The 18218-nt window shown below is 34.9% G+C and carries 20 protein-coding genes and 1 pseudogene; 19 read left to right on the top strand and 2 right to left on the bottom strand.

What is annotated here, in order from left to right:
• Positions 1-14: 14 nt before the first annotated feature.
• A complete protein-coding gene (locus BCI01S_RS22385; RefSeq protein WP_047944345.1) occupies positions 15-218 on the bottom strand; it encodes a sigma factor G inhibitor Gin in 204 nt (67 codons plus the stop codon).
• Positions 219-466: 248 nt separating this feature from the next.
• On the opposite strand from BCI01S_RS22385, the gene BCI01S_RS22380 reads away from it, so the two are divergent.
• The 10 genes and pseudogenes from BCI01S_RS22380 to rsmI all read left to right on the top strand — a co-directional run bounded on the left by BCI01S_RS22380 (position 467) and on the right by rsmI (position 7826).
• The gene (locus BCI01S_RS22380) at positions 467-1903 is read left to right on the top strand and encodes an aminotransferase class I/II-fold pyridoxal phosphate-dependent enzyme (protein WP_061801129.1); all 1437 of its coding nucleotides are present in this window, start codon (positions 467-469) and stop codon (positions 1901-1903) included.
• A 20-nt stretch (positions 1904-1923) separates the two neighbouring features.
• Positions 1924-2553, top strand: a complete 630-nt coding sequence (tmk, locus tag BCI01S_RS22375) for a dTMP kinase (protein WP_061801128.1) — start codon at positions 1924-1926, stop codon at positions 2551-2553.
• 174 nt (positions 2554-2727) lie between these two features.
• Positions 2728-3057, top strand: coding sequence for a cyclic di-AMP receptor DarA (gene darA, locus BCI01S_RS22370; protein WP_016204713.1), 330 nt, complete (start codon positions 2728-2730; stop codon positions 3055-3057).
• A 337-nt stretch (positions 3058-3394) separates the two neighbouring features.
• Positions 3395-3493, top strand: a pseudogene (locus BCI01S_RS26400) (hypothetical protein); the annotation flags it as partial.
• A gap of 126 nt (positions 3494-3619) precedes the next feature.
• Positions 3620-4627 (top strand): DNA polymerase III subunit delta', encoded by a 1008-nt coding sequence (gene holB, locus BCI01S_RS22365; protein ID WP_047944349.1) that lies wholly within the window; start codon positions 3620-3622, stop codon positions 4625-4627.
• The gene (locus BCI01S_RS22360) at positions 4620-5447 is read left to right on the top strand and encodes a PSP1 domain-containing protein (protein WP_047944350.1); all 828 of its coding nucleotides are present in this window, start codon (positions 4620-4622) and stop codon (positions 5445-5447) included. The genes holB and BCI01S_RS22360 overlap by 8 nt, the downstream gene beginning before the upstream one ends.
• A 12-nt stretch (positions 5448-5459) precedes the next feature.
• Positions 5460-5837, top strand: coding sequence for a DNA replication initiation control protein YabA (gene yabA / locus BCI01S_RS22355; RefSeq protein ID WP_047944351.1), 378 nt, complete (start codon positions 5460-5462; stop codon positions 5835-5837).
• 127 nt (positions 5838-5964) lie between these two features.
• Positions 5965-6708: a tRNA1(Val) (adenine(37)-N6)-methyltransferase gene (locus tag BCI01S_RS22350; RefSeq protein ID WP_047944352.1), complete on the top strand. Its 744-nt coding sequence runs from the start codon at positions 5965-5967 to the stop codon at positions 6706-6708.
• Positions 6698-6985, top strand: a complete 288-nt coding sequence (locus BCI01S_RS22345) for a GIY-YIG nuclease family protein (protein WP_047944353.1) — start codon at positions 6698-6700, stop codon at positions 6983-6985. Before BCI01S_RS22350 ends, BCI01S_RS22345 begins: the two co-directional genes overlap by 11 nt.
• Positions 6963-7826, top strand: a complete 864-nt coding sequence (gene rsmI, locus BCI01S_RS22340) for a 16S rRNA (cytidine(1402)-2'-O)-methyltransferase (RefSeq protein WP_047944354.1) — start codon at positions 6963-6965, stop codon at positions 7824-7826. The genes BCI01S_RS22345 and rsmI overlap by 23 nt, the downstream gene beginning before the upstream one ends.
• A 169-nt stretch (positions 7827-7995) precedes the next feature.
• On the opposite strand, the gene abrB is transcribed toward rsmI, so the two are convergent.
• The gene (abrB, locus tag BCI01S_RS22335; RefSeq protein ID WP_047944355.1) at positions 7996-8280 is read right to left on the bottom strand and encodes a transition state genes transcriptional regulator AbrB; all 285 of its coding nucleotides are present in this window, start codon (positions 8278-8280) and stop codon (positions 7996-7998) included.
• 468 nt (positions 8281-8748) lie between these two features.
• Here abrB and metG point away from each other — a divergent pair, with 468 nt between their 5' ends.
• From metG to ispE, 9 genes are all read left to right on the top strand, one after another.
• Positions 8749-10737 carry a methionine--tRNA ligase gene (gene metG / locus BCI01S_RS22330; RefSeq protein WP_047944356.1) on the top strand — a complete coding sequence of 663 codons (1989 nt, stop codon included), beginning with the start codon at positions 8749-8751 and terminating at the stop codon, positions 10735-10737.
• A gap of 196 nt (positions 10738-10933) precedes the next feature.
• Positions 10934-11701: a TatD family hydrolase gene (locus BCI01S_RS22325; protein ID WP_061801127.1), complete on the top strand. Its 768-nt coding sequence runs from the start codon at positions 10934-10936 to the stop codon at positions 11699-11701.
• A 237-nt stretch (positions 11702-11938) separates the two neighbouring features.
• Entirely contained in the window at positions 11939-13120 is a 1182-nt protein-coding gene (locus BCI01S_RS22320) for a resuscitation-promoting factor (RefSeq protein ID WP_061801126.1), read from the top strand.
• A gap of 260 nt (positions 13121-13380) precedes the next feature.
• Positions 13381-13941 carry a ribonuclease M5 gene (rnmV, locus tag BCI01S_RS22315; RefSeq protein ID WP_047944360.1) on the top strand — a complete coding sequence of 187 codons (561 nt, stop codon included), beginning with the start codon at positions 13381-13383 and terminating at the stop codon, positions 13939-13941.
• The gene (gene rsmA, locus BCI01S_RS22310; RefSeq protein ID WP_047944362.1) at positions 13934-14815 is read left to right on the top strand and encodes a 16S rRNA (adenine(1518)-N(6)/adenine(1519)-N(6))-dimethyltransferase RsmA; all 882 of its coding nucleotides are present in this window, start codon (positions 13934-13936) and stop codon (positions 14813-14815) included. The genes rnmV and rsmA overlap by 8 nt, the downstream gene beginning before the upstream one ends.
• A 253-nt stretch (positions 14816-15068) precedes the next feature.
• Entirely contained in the window at positions 15069-15953 is an 885-nt protein-coding gene (yabG, locus tag BCI01S_RS22305) for a sporulation peptidase YabG (protein WP_047944409.1), read from the top strand.
• 325 nt (positions 15954-16278) lie between these two features.
• Positions 16279-16542: a biofilm formation stimulator Veg gene (veg, locus tag BCI01S_RS22300; RefSeq protein WP_016204729.1), complete on the top strand. Its 264-nt coding sequence runs from the start codon at positions 16279-16281 to the stop codon at positions 16540-16542.
• Positions 16543-16741: 199 nt separating this feature from the next.
• Complete coding sequence (locus BCI01S_RS22295) at positions 16742-16924, top strand: small, acid-soluble spore protein, alpha/beta type (RefSeq protein WP_016204730.1); 183 nt, start codon at positions 16742-16744, stop codon at positions 16922-16924.
• Between the two features lie 419 nt (positions 16925-17343).
• Entirely contained in the window at positions 17344-18213 is an 870-nt protein-coding gene (gene ispE / locus BCI01S_RS22290) for a 4-(cytidine 5'-diphospho)-2-C-methyl-D-erythritol kinase (protein WP_061801131.1), read from the top strand.
• Positions 18214-18218: the final 5 nt, after the last annotated feature.

Below are 18218 nucleotides of genomic sequence, written 5' to 3'. Positions count from 1 at the left end.
TTTTTTATTTATATCTAAGCTTGTCGTCTTTCCTGAAGAGTTCGTGCTTTTCCCATTTGATGAACAAAAAATCGATATTTGGGATCATTTGTCTTCGTATTAACAATCTCTCTTTCGCAATCCATACATATAAAGGATTCGAATAGATGAATGCCTTCTAATTTATATTCTTCGCATATGAGACAGGCTTCTGCTCTACTTGATTGATACTTCCCCATTTCTCCACCTCCATAGACATTATTCTAACCATTTTAGTAATCACGCATACCTTTATTCTTGAAAACTACTAAACTAAAATATTACTAATAAGAAAGACTAAAGGGGTATTGATAAATAGCCCAGTATGAATGAATAAGGGATTTATATTATCTAAAATTAAATAAGAAAATAGAAAGAAGCGTAAATTACTTCCTATAAAGAAAAAATGATAAAATAAATAGAGTGAAAAAAGAAAAGAGGAATACAATTGCAAGAAAACACACCGTTATATTCTAAACTTTTGCAATTTCAGTCGAAAAATAATATTTCTTTTCATGTACCTGGTCATAAGAATGGAGAATTAATTTCTCCGGAAGATGAGTGGAAAGGACCTTTATGGAATTTTGATGTGACAGAGCTTAATGGCTTAGATGATTTACATGCACCAACTGGTGTTATTGCAGATGCAGAAAAACTACTAACAGATTTTTATGGAGTTAAGAAAAGTTATTTTCTTGTAAATGGGAGTACTGTTGGTAATTTAGCAATGATATTAGCCACCTTAACAGCGGGTGACAAAGTATTTGTACAAAGGAATAGCCATAAATCAATTATGAATGGAATAAAGTTAGCAAAGGCACAGCCCATTTTACTTAGCCCGGATTATGAGGAAGATTGGAAAGTCGATACAGTCCTTTCGAAAAAAACAATTGAGCAGGCAATTGCACGATTTCCAGAAGTCAAAACGCTTATTTTAACTTCTCCTAATTATTATGGAATGGTTGGAAATTTACCAGAGATTATTGACTTAGCCCATGCTAATGGAATTTGTGTATTAGTAGATGAAGCGCATGGGGCTCATTTTAAAGGAAATTCAAATTTTCCACCTTCAGCAGTTGAGTCAGGTGCAGATATAGTTGTTCAATCAGCACATAAGACGCTTCCAGCATTAACAATGGGTGCTTATTTACATTATAATACGGCATTCGTTCAACAAGAGGATGTTAAACATTACTTAGACATTTTACAGTCCAGCAGTCCCTCTTACCTTATTATGGCCTCCCTAGATAAGGCTAGGCATTATATAGCAAACTATAGCATGGAGGATTGGGAATACCTACATACAATGGTAACTTTTTTTCGGGAACAACTTCATACAATTCCTCAGCTAAACGTACTAAACTATCCTTATGATGGAGATCCTTTAAAAATTACTATTCAATCAACAGAAAATAGAAGCGGATTTGAATTACAAAAAGAATTAGAAAAAGAGGGTATATATACGGAGTTAGCTGATTCAAATAATATATTATTTGTCTTTCCATTGTTAAAGAAAGGAATCTCTTATCCTTTAGAGAAGATTATTTTTAAAATAAAAAGGGCGCTTCTTAAAAATATACATACTCATTCTGCTCAGAGTGAGACAGTTGAATCTATAAAAAAGCGTGAGGATATAGTAGAATTAAAACTTAGTGAAAAAGAACAAGCCACACGAAGTAAGGTGGAAGTTTCATTAAGTGAAGCTTTACATGCAGTTTGTGCAGAAACAATTATTCCATATCCACCAGGAATTCCTATTTTAATGCCTGGAGAGGAAATAACGAACTATCATATTAAACAAATAACGAACTTATTAAAGGATGGAGCAAGATTTCAAGGAAGCCCATCTATATATAAAAATAAAATTACCATTTTTGAGAAATGACAACTTAGGAGGACAATAAGGTGACAAAAGGTATCTTTATTACATTAGAAGGACCAGAGGGAGCGGGAAAGACAACCGTTATTGATATGTTGTTAAATTATTATCAAGAAAAAGAACTACAGATTATAAAGACAAGGGAGCCAGGTGGTATTCCTATTTCAGAAAAAATTAGAAATATTATATTAGATCCTAAGCATACTGAAATGGATGCGCGAACAGAAGCATTGCTTTATGCAGCTGCTAGAAGACAGCATTTAGTAGAGAAGGTCATTCCAGCTTTAAACGACGGAGCGATTGTATTATGTGACCGTTTCATTGATAGTTCATTGGCATATCAAGGGCATGCAAGAGGAATTGATATGGATGAAATTTGGGAAATTAATCAATTTGCAATTGGAGATACCATGCCTGAGCTAACCATTTATTTTGATTTAGATCCAAGGGTTGGTTTAGCAAGAATTAGTAATACGAGTGATAGAGAAATTAACCGTTTGGATTTAGAAAAGATTGAATTCCATGAAAAAGTACAAGAAGGCTATTATAAGGTAATAGAAAGATTTCCAGAGAGAATCATAAAAGTAGATGCATCGAAACCATTAGAACAGGTTTTGGAGGATACAGTAGATATTATTAATCGTTTTTTAAAGTAGAAGTGCGTTGCTATTTAAATAATAGGGTATTATGCATATAGTGATGACAAAATAAAAAATGGATAGGCTCTCAAAGAATTATTTTTTCTTTCAGCTGTTTGTTTTTATATTTATTGCTATAATAGGAACAAGTTATAAAATCATTCGGAAACTATAATAAGGGGCGGGATAAAAATGAAATTAATTCTAACAGTCATTCAAGATAAAGATAGTAACAAATTACTTAATGCACTAGTTGAAAATAATTTTAGAGCGACAAAGCTTGCAAGTACTGGCGGATTCTTGAAATCTGGAAATACCACCTTTATGATAGGAACGGAAGATATACGTGTGGAAAAGGCATTACAAATCATTAAAGAAAATTGTCAATCAAGAGACCAATTAGTAGCACCTGTATCGCCAATGGGAGGAAATGCAGATTCTTATGTCCCTTATCCAGTAGAAGTAGAAGTTGGCGGAGCAACAGTCTTTGTATTACCTGTAGAGCAATTTAAACAATTTTAAGCTGTACATCGGTAACTTCTGTTACCGATGTACTTTCATAGTTAAATGATAAAAGTTAAAAAGTAGGATACGCATATCCTTTTCTAATAAGTAGCAGACCACTCTTCAGGAGGAAAAATAGAAGTTAATAAAGAGATTTGAATCAATCTGGAAAATAGATTAGAAACAAAGGTAGTCTTAGGAGCTTCTAAATTTCAGATATGTCCAACAACAAAATGAGAAATTAAAGGTCGATCAGCTTCAAAATTGTTGAAAAACATCGATGATATTAAAGCAATAGGTTAGGGAAACCCAAAATTTCAAAGACTTAACTAAATATAAATCTCTTGTTAAACAGTTTGTAAAAGAAGCTGTTGAATTTGGGATGAAAGGTAAAAAGTACAACGCGAGGGATCAGTTTGGCCTAGGAAAATTCGCGTGTTGTACAGGTAATTGATGATAAGTTAGTATAATCAACAGAAGAAGTAATCGCGAATGAGAAAAATGGCATAAATACCTTAGATAAAAATGGTAAAATTAAAGGTCTACTAATTAATATATATATGTAAATGGAGTGATTGTCTTGACAAGGACGTGGGAACAGCTTGAAGGGACACAACCCATTGTTTTAAAGATGCTAAAAAACAGCTTGAAAAAAGAGCGATTAGCTCATGCTTATCTTTTTGAAGGAATGAAGGGAACAGGTAAAAGGGAAATAAGTCTAGTTCTCACTAAGAGCATTTTATGTGAAAATACTATAGAAGGATATGTTCCATGTGAAACATGTTCAAATTGCAAGCGGATAAATAATGGTAACCATCCTGATGTGCATTTACTTGAGCCAGATGGATTATCCATAAAGAAGCATCAAATACAAAGCCTACAAGAAGAGTTTTCCAAGACTGGAGTAGAGTCAAAGCAAAAGGTGTATATTCTTGTTCATGCAGATAAAATGACTACAAATGCGGCTAACAGTTTACTGAAGTTTTTAGAGGAACCGAATGCAGAAACAACGGCCATTTTAATAACAGAACAAATTCAGCAAATATTGCCGACTATTTTGTCTCGGTGTCAGGTCCTTTCCTTTACACCATTATCCCCAAATGAAATGGCTAAAGAACTAGTAAGAAATGGAATAAAACCAAATGAAGCCCCTTTACTTGCGCAAATTACCAATAATTTTGAAGAGGCATTGTCACTTAGTACGGATGAATGGTTTGTACAAGCGCAAAAAATAGTGGTAAAATTATATGAGGCTCTTAAAGGAGCTCCTTTAGAAGCATTAGTAGCTCTTCAAAGAGACTGGTTTTCTCAATTTAAAGAAAAGGACCAGTTTGATAGAGGACTTGATTTATTATTGCTGCTTTATAAAGATTTATTATATATACAGCTTGGCAAGCACGATCAGATTGTATACGTTAGCGAAAAGGGACGATTAGATACTTACGCTTTAAGAACTTCTAACAGACGCTTAACGGAACAAATGACAGCTATTTTTGAAGCAAAGCGAAAGCTGCAGGGGAATATGAATCCACAGTTATTGATGGAGCAGCTGGTGCTAGAGCTGCAGGAGGGATCTTCAGTTGTATGATGTTGTAGGAATCCGCTTTAAAAAAGCTGGAAAAATATATTATTTTGATCCAAATGAATTAATCATTCAAAAGGGAGACTTCGTCATCGTCGAAACTGTTCGGGGTGTAGAATTCGGGAGAGTAGTTATTGGACCGAAAAAAGTAGATGAAAATGATGTAGTTTTACCTTTGAAAAAAGTATTAAGAATCGCGGATCATAAAGATCAGATGATTGTAGCCGAAAACAAGGTTGCAGCAAAAGAGGCTTATGATGTTTGTTGTGAGAAAGTGACGCTGCATGAATTAGATATGAAATTAGTGGATGTAGAATATACATTTGACCGTAATAAAATCATTTTTTATTTTACCGCAGATGGTCGAGTAGACTTTAGGGAATTGGTAAAAGATTTAGCTTCCATTTTTCGAACAAGAATTGAACTTCGTCAGATTGGTGTAAGAGATGAAGCGAAAATGCTAGGCGGGATTGGTCCTTGTGGAAGAATGTTATGCTGTTCGACTTTCTTAGGGGATTTCGAACCAGTATCTATTAAGATGGCAAAAGACCAAAACCTTTCCTTAAACCCAACGAAAATTTCCGGATTATGCGGGCGACTAATGTGTTGTTTAAAATATGAGAATGACGATTATGAAGCTGCAAAGGAACTTTTACCAGACTTAGGTGATTGGATTGATACACCGGATGGAAAGGGAAAAGTTGTTGGTTTAAATATTTTAGAACGTGTACTCCAAGTGGAAATTTCTGAACAAGAACGAGTGCTTGAATATACATTAGATGAGATACTGCAAGAGGATGCTGTTTCAGTTCAATCCACAGATTAATGAGGTGGAAGAGTGGATAAAAAAGAAGTTTTTGAATCAGTAATAAATATGGAAAGTCAAATTGGTAATTTATATAAGCAATTAGGTGATCTTAAACAGCATGTAGCAGAGCTTATTGAAGAGAATAATAGGCTGCAGCTAGAAAATGAAAATCTAAGAAGGCACTTAGAGGATATACCAAGAGAAAAGGATTCGAAACAAGATAAAAATAAAAGAAGGAACATAAAACAAGGTAAGATGATAGAGGAGAAAAATATTGATATAGGGGAAGGGTATGACAACCTGGCAAGACTATATCAAGAAGGTTTTCATATTTGTAATCTTCATTTTGGAAGTCCTCGAAAAGATGGAGATTGTCTTTTTTGTTTATCGTTTCTTAATAAAAAATAAGGATGTCTCAAAGAAATTATTGCCCGAGTATGTAAGCAATACAACCAATGTATTGTCAGGGGATGACTCTTCTTCTTGAGACATCTCTTTTTCTATGCAGGAAATAGGAAAGATGGAGGTATAAAGAGTGGTTCCATTAATTGGAGATGAAAGATTAGATTATTTGCTGGATGAACGATTAAGAATTATTCAAAGTCCATCTGTTTTCTCCTTCTCATTAGATGCAGTATTATTAGCGGATTTTGTCTCTATTCCTGTGAAAAGGGGGGCGATTGTTGATTTATGTAGTGGGAATGGAGTAATTCCACTCTTTTTGTCGCTTCGAACAGAGGGAGATATTGTAGGAGTAGAAATACAAGCAAGATTATATGATATGGCAAATAGAAGCATTCAGTATAATCGTTTAGAGCAAAAGATAAAAATGATTCATGGTGATATTAAGGATGCTCCTGGTTTACTTGGGTATGAGAAATATGACGCAGTGACGTGTAATCCACCTTACTTTAAGAAGACTAATTCAGTGGAAGAGATTAATGGTAATGAGCATCTTGCTATTGCGAGACATGAGATCCTCTGTACGCTAGAGGATACAATTAGTATATCCAGTCAATTGGTTAAACAAGGTGGAAAAGTAGCTTTTGTTCATCGACCAGGAAGACTATTAGATATTATTACATTAATGAGGGCAAATCGATTGGAACCAAAGCGTATCCGATTTGTTTATCCAAAGGAAGGAAAAGAAGCGAATATTTTATTAGTTGAAGCGATAAAAGATGGGAAACCAGATTTAAAAGTTCTCCCTCCGTTATTTGTTTATAAAGATGGCAACAATTATACAGAGGAAATGAGCAGAATACTGTATGGAAAATAAGAGTCATTATTTTTATGTATTAATGTGTAAGGATGGCAGCTATTATGCTGGCTATACAAATGACCTTCAAAAGCGCGTAAAAACGCATAATGAAGGTAAAGGAGCAAAATATACAAGAGGACGTTTACCGGTATCTGTTATTTACTATGAGGAATTTCAGACAAAACAAGAAGCCATGAAAGCAGAGTATGCTTTTAAACAGCTAGATAGAAAGAAGAAGGAAAAGTTTTTATGGAAGGAAGTAGGTGAAGGAAATGAAACAACAAAAAAGCTTTAAAGAAAAAGGGGGAGCGTTGTATTTAGTCCCTACTCCTATCGGGAATTTAGAAGATATGAGTTTTCGAGCAATTAGAATTTTGAAAGAGGCAGATATTATTGCTGCAGAAGATACACGTAATACAAAAAAACTATGCAATTATTTTGAAATTGCTACTCCAGTAGTCAGCTATCATGAACATAATAAAGAGGCTAGTGGTCAAAAGCTAATACAAGCTTTGAAAGAGGATAAAATAATCGCATTAGTAAGTGATGCGGGAATGCCAACCATTGCAGATCCAGGATATGAACTAGCTATAGATGCTATTAATCAAGAAATACCAGTTATTCCTCTTCCAGGAGCGAATGCAGCATTAACAGCACTGATTGCTTCGGGGCTTCCGACACATCCTTTCTACTTTTATGGTTTCCTTAATCGCCAAAAGAAGGAGAAGAAAAAGGAGTTGCTTTTTCTAAAGAACGTTCCAGGCACGCTGCTCTTATATGAATCCCCGCATCGTTTAAAAGAAACATTGGTTTTAATAAGGGAGATTCTCGGTAATAGAAAGATTACATTATGTAGAGAGCTGACAAAGATATATGAGGAATTTATTCGTGGAACTCTAGAGGAAGCAATTGCTTGGTCTCAATCAGAAGAAATAAGAGGAGAGTTTTGTTTAGTTATTGAACAAGGAGAATTACAAACAGAAGAAAATAATTGGTGGGAAGACTTGTCTATTGTTCAACATGTAGATCACTATGTGGAAAAAGAGGGAATTACGGTAAAAGAAGCAATTAAAAAGACTGCATTAGATAGAGAAATGCAAAAAAGAGACATATATCAAGAATATCATATTCAATAAGAAAAAGGGCTGCTGCCTTAAATCGGAACATCAAAAATATGATGGTGTTCCCCTTTAAGGCGGCAGTCCTTTAGTTTATAAAAAGAACGAATAAGTATTTCTCTTAATTTTTTTCAAGAAGCTACGAATCAATAAAGAGTGATGTACTTACACATTGCTTACTTTATTTTTATTTTGCAAGTTCAAAATTGCTTTTGATTTCCGCGATTAATTGCTCTGCACCTTCACGGCTAAGGATTAATTTACCACCAGCTAAAGATAGATTATCATCTGATACTTCGCCAGTAACTTGGCAAGTCATGTTTGGTTTATATTTTTTTAAGATGATTTTTTCATCATCTACATAAATTTCTAGAGCATCCTTTTCAGCAATTCCTAATGTACGTCTTAATTCGATTGGAATAACCACACGACCTAATTCATCAACTTTACGAACAATACCTGTAGATTTCATTTTCTTTTCTCCTCCCAAAAGTAAGTATTTATATTTTTTTCGCTAATTTTCGACAAATTTCTTTGTATGTTTATTATAATACCAGCCATTCCCATAAACGTCAATTATTTTATTTTGAAATTATTGTATTTTAAAAACCTTATTAAATTAGGCTTTTCAGGAGAATAAATTGATAAATAAACATAGGATGGGATAAATTGGTATAGTCTTTTTGTTCTATTTTTATTATTTTTTCGACAAAAAACAACATTTTTATTTCTCATTCTTTCTTCCAAAACATCGCTGTTGCATTACTAATTATTTTTAGGTATATTTTGATGGGATAAAAGGAAAAATGGCATTAATTATGCGGTTTATAAATGTTCTTATACTTTTTTGTTTCGATAAAAAAGAAGAATGGTTACAATAGTAATAGCAGTTATCTTACTAAAGGTACATATTATATACATATATATAGGAGGAAATTAAGTGAAGGATCAAGAAAAAACTTTTTATATTACTACGCCAATCTATTATCCAAGTGGCAATTTACATATTGGACATGCTTACACAACAGTTGCTGGAGATGCAATGGCTCGTTATAAAAGAATGAGAGGATATGAAGTTCGTTACTTAACTGGAACGGATGAACATGGGCAAAAAATTCAGCGCAAAGCAGAAGAAGCAGGAATTACACCTATTCAGTATGTAGATGAAATTGTGGCAGGAATAAAGGAATTATGGGATAAGCTTGATATTTCCTATGATGATTTTATCCGTACAACAGAAAAACGACATACAGATGTTGTCGAAAAAATGTTTAAGAAATTAGTGGATCAAGGAGATATTTATTTAGATGAATATCAAGGATGGTATTCTGTTTCTGATGAAACATATTATACAGAACTGCAGTTGGTTGATCCTATTTACGATGAACATGGCAAAATAATTGGAGGGAAAAGCCCCGACAGTGGTCATGCCGTTGAACTAGTAAAAGAGGAATCATATTTCTTTAGAATGGGAAAATATGCAGATCGCTTGTTAGCATTTTACGAGGAAAATCCAGAATTTATCCAGCCAGAATCTCGCAAGAACGAGATGATCAATAACTTTATTAAGCCTGGATTGGAAGACTTAGCAGTATCAAGAACTACTTTTGATTGGGGAATTAAAGTGCCAGGGGATCCGAAGCATGTGGTATATGTATGGATCGATGCCCTTTCCAATTATATTACTGCGCTAGGATATGGCTCTGATGATGAGAGTCTATATAAAAAGTTTTGGCCGGCAAATGTACATTTAGTTGGGAAGGAAATTGTTCGTTTCCACACGATATATTGGCCAATCATGCTTATGGCATTAGATCTACCATTGCCAAAGAAAGTCTTTGCACATGGCTGGATTCTAATGAAAGATGGCAAAATGTCTAAATCAAAAGGAAATGTGGTTAATCCAGTGACGTTAATTGACCGTTATGGATTAGATGCTCTTCGTTATTATTTATTAAGAGAAGTACCATTTGGCTCTGATGGTGTGTTTACTCCTGAAGCGTTTGTAGAGAGAGTAAATTTCGATTTAGCAAATGACTTAGGGAATTTATTAAATCGTACAGTGGCGATGATTAATAAGTACTTTAATGGTGAAATTCCTACCTATAAAAATTCAGAAGGCACTTTTGAAAAGTCACTTGTGGAAGCACATCAAGAAACGGTTAAGAAATATGCGGAGCATATGGAGAATATGGAGTTCTCTGTTGTACTAACAACATTATGGCAATTAGTCAGCAGAAATAATAAATATATCGATGAAACACAGCCATGGGTATTAGCGAAAGAGGAAAAGACAGAAGAATTAGCAGTTGTGATGAATCATTTAGCAGAATCTTTAAGAAGAATCGCCATTTTGTTAAAACCATTTTTAACAAGAACACCTGACAAGATTTTTAGACAGTTGAACATACAAGACGAATCCTTACAGACATGGGACAGCCTGGAACGTTTTGGTGTCATTCCTGCGGGTACTATAGTAGAGAAGGGAGATCCTATTTTCCCTAGATTAGACATTCAAGAAGAAGTGGAATTTATCAAAAGCGAAATGAAGGGACCTCAAATGGAAGAGGAAAAGAAACAAGAGGTTCAAGAAGTTCCGGACGTAGAGGAAATTACAATAGATGACTTTATGAAAGTAGACTTACGTGTAGCACAAGTACTGGAAGCTGAACCTGTAAAAAAAGCGGACAAGTTATTGAAGTTACAATTGGATCTAGGTTATGAAAAAAGACAAGTTGTTTCTGGAATCGCTAAATATTATTCTCCTGAAGACTTGGTAGGACGAAAAGTTATTTGTGTAACAAATTTAAAACCAGTTAAATTAAGAGGCGAGCTTTCACAGGGAATGATTTTAGCTGGAAGTCATGACGGTGAATTGTCTCTAGCGACAATCGCAGAGGCTTTACCACTCGGTGCAAAAGTAAAATAAAATGATATAAAAAACATGGAGATGTTTTAATGGGGAAATCGCCAAGATCTTTTATGGAGAAGAATGGGCGGGGAAATTCCATATTTTAATCATCTCTATGTTTTTTCTTCTTTCATTAAGACTGTGGCGCAAGGATAGAACGGTCTTAAAAAATAAAGTGTAAATATATCTAACAGATGATGGAGGGATGTTTATCATGTTATTTGATACACATACACATATTAACGCAAATGAGTTTCAAGATGATATAGAAGAAGTGATACAACGGGCACTTGATGTAGGAATGGAAAAAATGGTAGTGGTGGGGTTTGATAGACCTACTATTACAAAGGCGATGGAGCTTATTGAGCAGTATGATTTTGTTTATGCAAGCATAGGATGGCATCCTGTAGATGCTATCGATATGGTAGATGAAGATTTGGCTTGGATTGAAGAATTGGCAAAGCATCCAAAGGTCATTGCAATAGGAGAAATGGGACTAGATTATCATTGGGATAAATCGCCAAAAGATATTCAAAAAGAAGTATTTAGAAAGCAAATTCAATTAGCAAAAAAAGTAAAACTCCCGATAATTATTCATAACCGTGAAGCGACTGCTGATATTGTTGAAATCTTAAAAGAGGAGGATGCAAAAGAGGTAGGCGGGATTATGCATTGTTATGGAGGAAGCGTAGAAACTGCACTGGAATGCATAAATATGAATTTTTATATTTCGCTTGGTGGAACGGTTACTTTTAAAAATGCACGAAAGCCAAAGGAAGTTGCAGAAGCCATTTCGTTAGATCATTTATTAATCGAAACGGACTGCCCATATTTGGCTCCGACCCCTTTTAGAGGAAAACGCAATGAACCTAGTTATGTAAAACTAGTAGCAGAAGAGATAGCTGCTATTAAAGGGATTTCCTATGAAGAGGTGGCATCAAAAACAACTGAAAACGCAAAAAAATTATTCGGCATAAACTGATAAGGTTTTTTGTCGAATGCAGAAAGAGCTTGTCCGAACTTCCTCTTATTTTTAATGGTTCTACATTGCTTCCTTTTCTCATAGACTAATTATGTCGAGATTTCTTTCTTTCCTTTCGCTGGTTTTTTTTGCATAATAGGATATACGTTCAGAGATTCTAAAGGGTTGACAGCGGACATGATACTCTATATAATCACTCCGAGAGAAAAGGAGGCGTTTTTCATCGTAATCAAAAACATGAAAAACCTGTTTTCAAAATCTTTGAGCAAGAAGAAAGTGTCTATCTTTTTAGCTAGTTTCATCGTTTTTGCGAGTAGTATTGGATTTATAATTTATGAAACTACTAAAAGTACTGTGGCACTAACGCTAAATGGTAAAGAACAAATCATCGAGACGCACTCATCTACTATACAACAAATATTTGATGATTTAGGCATTACCGTTGGCTCAGAAGATTATGTGTTTCCCTCGTTAAACACAAAGGTGACAGATAACTTAGAAGTTGTCTGGAAAGAAGCTAAACAGGTTGAATTGCAAAAAGACGACGAGAAGAAAACGGTTTGGACAACAGTCGATACTGTTAAGGAGTTTTTAGAAGAACAAAAAATTTCTTTGAACGAGCATGATCAGATCAATCAGAAAGAAAATAACCCTATAGAACATAAAATGGAAGTTGTCGTACATACAGCATTTCCAGTAACACTAGTAGACGCAGGAAAGAAAAAGCAAGTATGGTCCACTTCGACTACGGTCGCTGACTTTTTAACACAACAGAAGATCTCACTTGATAAATTAGACCGAGTTGAACCAGCTCTAAAGGAAAAAGTGAAAGACGAAGCTATTGTTAATATAACAAGAATAGAAAAGGTCACCGATGTAGTGGAACAACCGATTAATTTTGCCGTAATCACCCAAAAGGACGATGATCTTCCACACGGAACAGAAAAAGTACTTAAAGAGGGAACAGAAGGAGTGGTTTCTAAAAAGTATGAGGTGACGAAGGAAAACGGCAAAGAGATTTCCCGAAAATTGCTAAGTGAAACAACAGTGAAAGAAAAGCAGGATAAAATTGTATCTGTTGGAACAAAAGACGACGTCATTCAACTTGCATCACGTGGTGAAGAAAATGGGCAAGAAGTGTTCGTCAATTCAACAGCATATACTGCTAGCTGTAATGGATGTTCTGGCCGAACGGCTACTGGTATTGATCTGAAAGCTAATCCGAATGCAAAAGTAATCGCTGTCGACCCAAGTTTTATCCCTTTAGGAACAAAAGTTTATGTTGAAGGCTATGGCTACGCTGTTGCCGCAGATACTGGCGGAAGTGTAAAAGGGCAGAAAATAGATGTTTTCTTTTCCACGAAAGCCGAAGCTTACCGTTGGGGTAACAGGCAAGTTAAGATAAAAATAATTAATTAGGTAAAATAGAAATCTCGACATTTTATCATCTAATATTGATGATAGAAAGATAGCTGATTTGGCAGAGGAAGCATCTCCTCTGTCTTTTTTATGGTTCAATATCTGTTAATTAACTTGCAAAGAGTCAGCCATTTGTTTAAACATAAATATTAGCTATAATGATAATAATTAAAATATTTCTCTCTCTGTATATATAGACGATTCATGTTACAATTATGTTTCATTTTTTTTTCAAATTTTAAATATTTTTTGGAGGTTCCATGAAGATTAAAGAAATAATAGTAGTGGAAGGTCGAGATGATACCACCGCTATTAAGCGAGCGGTTGATGCAGATACAATTGAAACAAACGGTTCAGCCATTAATCAAGAGACATTAGATAAAATAAAGCTAGCACAAAAAACAAGAGGAGTTATTGTTTTGACTGACCCAGACTATCCAGGTCAAAAAATTCGTCATACAATTGAAATGCATATTCCTGAATGCAAGCATGCCTTTATCCCGAAGGAGCTTGCTATCCATAAGCATGGTAAAGGTGTTGGGGTGGAACATGCATCAGTAGAAGTAATTAGAGAAGCATTAAAAGAAGCACATTTGATGCAGGAAACAATAAAGGAAGAAATTACGAAAGAAGATTTAATTGATGCAGGCTTAATTGGCGGTGCTGATTCTAAGGAGCGAAGAGAACAGTTAGGTAGGCTGCTTAAAATTGGGTATACAAATGGAAAACAGCTTTATAAACGATTACTGATGTTTCATATTACAAAGGCAGAGTTTGCACAAGCGATTAAGGAAATACGCCAGGAGGATAAGCATGTATAAAGATATAGCAACACCCGCGAGGACGAGAGCAATACTAGATAAATATGGATTTTCCTTTAAGAAAAGCTTAGGACAGAACTTTTTAATTGATACAAACATTTTAAGGAATATTGTGGATCATGCGCAGTTAACAGAAGAATCAGGCGCAATAGAGGTTGGTCCTGGAATTGGTGCATTGACAGAACAATTAGCAAAGCGCAGCAAAAAGGTTGTAGCGTATGAGATTGATCAACGTCTATTACCGATTTTAAAAGAGACACTTGAACCATATCCTCATGCAAAAATTATCCACCAGGATATTTTAAAGGCAAATGTAAAGGAAATGTTAGACACAGAGTTTAAAGATATTAAGGATATTATGCTTGTTGCTAATTTACCTTATTATGTTACAACGCCGATTATTATGAAGATATTAGAAGAAAAATTACCCTTAAGAGGCATTGTTGTGATGCTTCAAAAAGAAGTGGCGGAACGAATTTCAGCGAAGCCAGGAACGAAGGAATATGGTTCTCTTTCAATTGCCATTCAGTATTATACAAAACCAGAAGTGGTTATGATTGTACCAAAAACTGTTTTTGTTCCTCAACCAAATGTGGATTCAGCTGTTATTCGTCTTACGATTAGAGAAACACCGTCTGTTGTAGTGAAAAACGAAGCATTCTTCTTTCAAGTAACAAGAGCAAGCTTTGCCCAAAGAAGAAAAACGATTCTCAATAACTTATCGAGCCAATTAGAGGGTGGAAAAGAAAAGAAGGCAGAAATCATAGCAGCGCTGGAACAAGCGGGAATTGAGCCTTCTAGACGCGGAGAATCATTATCTATTGAAGAGTTCGCAAAGCTAAGTGACATACTTTATGAAACGTTTGGAAAATAATGATGATAAATAGGTGTACAGATTAATTTCTCTTCCTTAAAAAATTTCAAGGAAGAGGAAGCTTTCTGTGCACCTTTTTATATGATGCTTTATTTGATAAAGGTTGTTGTTAGAAAGAGAGCAGCAGATGTTTTAATTCTTCTTTTTGAATTGCTCACAACTTTATAGACGTATGCATAATTTATCAGAGATAGATATTGAATAATAATATCCACTCAGGAGAGACATGTTTGGGTTAATTGGAGTGACAAGAGTGACTATAAATATCATGGATATCGTCGGTAGAGAGTCTTATCAATGTGATTTATTGTTTCGAATAATTGACATGAAAGAGGTAAATGGCCAAAAAATTGCCATTCTTTATGGAGAAGATTTTCGCTTGATTGCAGATGCTCCATATGAGGATTTAGTATTGATTAATCAACCGATGCAACGAAAAATTTCCCAAAAGGTTCAGTTGATGGAGGAACAATCTCTCCAATTATTTCGACAAGATGTGAATCTTTTGCGCAGAAAGCAGGAGTATCAAGTAACAGAAGCTTATAGCAAGCCTTCTAACTATTTTCAATTACCAGGTAAGGTACTCCATATTGATGGAGATCCAAACTATTTGAAAAAGTGTCTCACTTTATACGAAAAAATTGGGATACCCGTAAATGGAGTGCACTGCAATGAAAAAGAGATGCCAAGTAAAATAGGCAGTCTTTTGGATTACTATCGCCCTGACATACTAGTTATAACAGGTCATGATGCTTATTCTAAAGCGTTAGGAGATAAAAGTGATATTAATGCCTACCGACACTCGAAATACTTTGTACAGACCGTCAGAGAGGCGAGAAAGAAGCTTCCTAATCTGGATCAGTTAGTTATTTTTGCTGGTGCTTGTCAATCCCACTTTGAATCGCTTATTTATGCAGGAGCTAATTTTGCAAGTTCCCCCTCAAGAGTAAATATTCATGCCCTTGATCCAGTTTATATTGTTGCCAAGATAAGTTTTACACCATTTATGGAAAGAGTAAATGTTTGGGATGTTTTAAGGAATACATTAACGGGTGAAAAGGGGCTAGGTGGAATTGAAACAAAGGGAGTTTTGCGAACAGGCATGCCATATCATGTAGATTCAACAGAAGAGGTGTGACAAAGACAGAAGCATATACTTGGTTTAACTATTACACACAGGATAAGGTAAGCTTTTGCCCTTTAATAAGGGGGTTATGCTAGCTGGATTCTGTGTGTTTTTATCCTGAATAATCTTTATTGCAATTGAAAGATATAAGTATTTGAAAAAAATTGAAATTTTCTACATATTTATGCTCACTTTGTGCAAACTATCTTTGTTGAAAAATTGGAGAAAAATAAGAATAAAAAATATTGACAACTTCTAAAAAAGACTGTTATAATTTATGTTTTTATTTGACTCTGTTGTGTCAGTATGATATACTTTACACAGTGAGGTGGACCGAATGGCAAAAACATTATCAGATATAAAAAAAGCTCTTGATTCAAATTTAGGAAAAAGACTTATGCTGAAGGCAAATGGCGGTCGTCGGAAGACAATTGAACGTTCAGGAGTATTAGCAGAGACTTATCCATCTGTGTTTGTAGTGGAGTTAGATCAGGATGAAAATGCATTTGAACGTGTATCATACAGCTATGCAGATGTTTTAACAGAAACGGTTCAAATTACCTTCTTCGAGGATACATCAGGACAAATTGCTTTAAGCTAACTATTATTGCTTGAAAGCATTAAGCGGCAGTGAACAATTTGTTTGCTGCTTTTTTCATGGAGAAAAATAATGATATGGCAAATAAAGATGCTTATAGATGTATAAATAAGCATATGTTTTGGCAACAAATAGATAACATGAAAAACTAGTGATGGATACATACTAAGCTTACCGTGGGTGATGAAAGGGGAGATTCACTTTGGGTAGACGAAAAGGAATTATGTCCGAAGGATTAAAGGAAGAATTAGCAAAAGAGCTTGGTTTCTATGATGTGGTCCAGAAAGAGGGCTGGGGCGGTATTCGTGCAAGAGACGCAGGGAATATGGTCAAAAGGGCAATAGAAATAGCAGAGCAAAGTCTTCTTACTCAAAATAAAGAGTAACCTGTAACTTCAAAATTCACTTTACGTCCATCTTATTTGTACGATAATCAAATTGGATTTACCCACGGCAATTTATAGAATCTATCATTAGCGAATATCTATATTATCCATTAAATAGTATAGATATAAGGAGTTAATGATAGATTCTTTTTTTATTCAAGATAATGGGGAGTAAGACCGCACCTCAAATGTTGATAAATTATAGGGAAAACACAATCTCGATTGTATGTAAGAGAATAATTTGTGGTAAAATCACTATATCTATATAGAAGATTAGATGAGCATAAAGCTTGTTAGACACGGAATAAGGGTAAGATAAAGTTCGTCTAGCCTACTATTATTATCTCCTTTAAGGAAAATCCTCTTTCGTTAGTTGGAGAAAAAAGTAAATGATGAAATTTGTTAAGTGGGTGGAAATATTGAAGCTTTTGGTGAAAGCGCCAGCTAAAATCAATTTGTCATTAGATGTGCTTCATAAGAGACCAGATGGGTATCATGAAGTAGAAATGATTATGACGACAATTGATTTAGCAGATAGAATTGAGCTAGCATTGTTAAACAACGATGTAATAAAAATAGTTTCTCTTAATAGGTTTGTTCCTGATGACCAAAGAAATCTTGCTTATCAGGCAGCAAGTATATTAAAGGAAAAATTTGATGTGAAAAAAGGCGTAGAAATTAAAATTGAGAAACATATTCCTGTTGCAGCAGGTCTTGCTGGAGGAAGCAGCGATGCAGCGGCAGTATTACGTGGTTTAAATAAGTTATGGGATTTAGGGTTAACATTAGATGAATTAGCTGTCATTGGAGCTGAAATTGGGTCTGATGTGTCCTTTTGCGTCTATGGGGGCACTGCCCTTGCAACTGGAAGAGGGGAAATCATTAAGGAATTGCCTGCGCCACCAGTGTGCTGGGTTATTTTGGCAAAACCGTTTATTGGTGTATCAACAGCTGATATTTATAAAAGACTAGATACTGAGACAATACAGCATCCAAATACGGAAAAAATGATTGAGTCCATTTCAGCGAAAGATTATGATTTAATGTGTGAAAATGTCGGGAATGTGTTAGAGAATGTTACTCTAACCTTATACCCAGAGGTTGCTCAAATTAAAGAACAAATTTGCAAATTTGGTGCAGATGCTGTTCTTATGAGTGGAAGTGGACCTACTGTTTTTGGATTGATTCAACATGATTCAAGGATGAATCGTGTTTATAATGGTTTAAGAGGATTTTGTGATCAAGTATTTGCGGTTCGAATGATTGGACAGCGACATACCCTTGATTAAATCCG

Origin of the sequence: Niallia circulans NBRC 13626 (genome assembly GCF_001591585.1) — a bacterium.
Classification (GTDB): Bacteria; Bacillota; Bacilli; order Bacillales; family Cytobacillaceae; genus Niallia; species Niallia circulans.
Note: the sequence above shows the minus strand (reverse complement) of the source record. Positions and strands in the feature narration are given on the sequence as shown.

Excerpts from the sequence above, each read along its gene's own strand:
- BCI01S_RS22325 (WP_061801127.1), top strand. The coding sequence starts at position 10,934 with ATGTTATTTGATACACATACACATATTAACGCAAATGAGTTTCAAGAT.
- veg (WP_016204729.1), top strand. The coding sequence starts at position 16,279 with ATGGCAAAAACATTATCAGATATAAAAAAAGCTCTTGATTCAAATTTA.
- rsmA (WP_047944362.1), top strand. The coding sequence starts at position 13,934 with ATGTATAAAGATATAGCAACACCCGCGAGGACGAGAGCAATACTAGAT.
- BCI01S_RS22320 (WP_061801126.1), top strand. The coding sequence starts at position 11,939 with ATGAAAAACCTGTTTTCAAAATCTTTGAGCAAGAAGAAAGTGTCTATC.
- rnmV (WP_047944360.1), top strand. The coding sequence starts at position 13,381 with ATGAAGATTAAAGAAATAATAGTAGTGGAAGGTCGAGATGATACCACC.
- darA (WP_016204713.1), top strand. The coding sequence starts at position 2,728 with ATGAAATTAATTCTAACAGTCATTCAAGATAAAGATAGTAACAAATTA.
- BCI01S_RS22345 (WP_047944353.1), top strand. The coding sequence starts at position 6,698 with ATGGAAAATAAGAGTCATTATTTTTATGTATTAATGTGTAAGGATGGC.
- rsmI (WP_047944354.1), top strand. The coding sequence starts at position 6,963 with ATGAAACAACAAAAAAGCTTTAAAGAAAAAGGGGGAGCGTTGTATTTA.
- abrB (WP_047944355.1), bottom strand. The coding sequence starts at position 8,280 with ATGAAATCTACAGGTATTGTTCGTAAAGTTGATGAATTAGGTCGTGTG.
- BCI01S_RS22385 (WP_047944345.1), bottom strand. The coding sequence starts at position 218 with ATGGGGAAGTATCAATCAAGTAGAGCAGAAGCCTGTCTCATATGCGAA.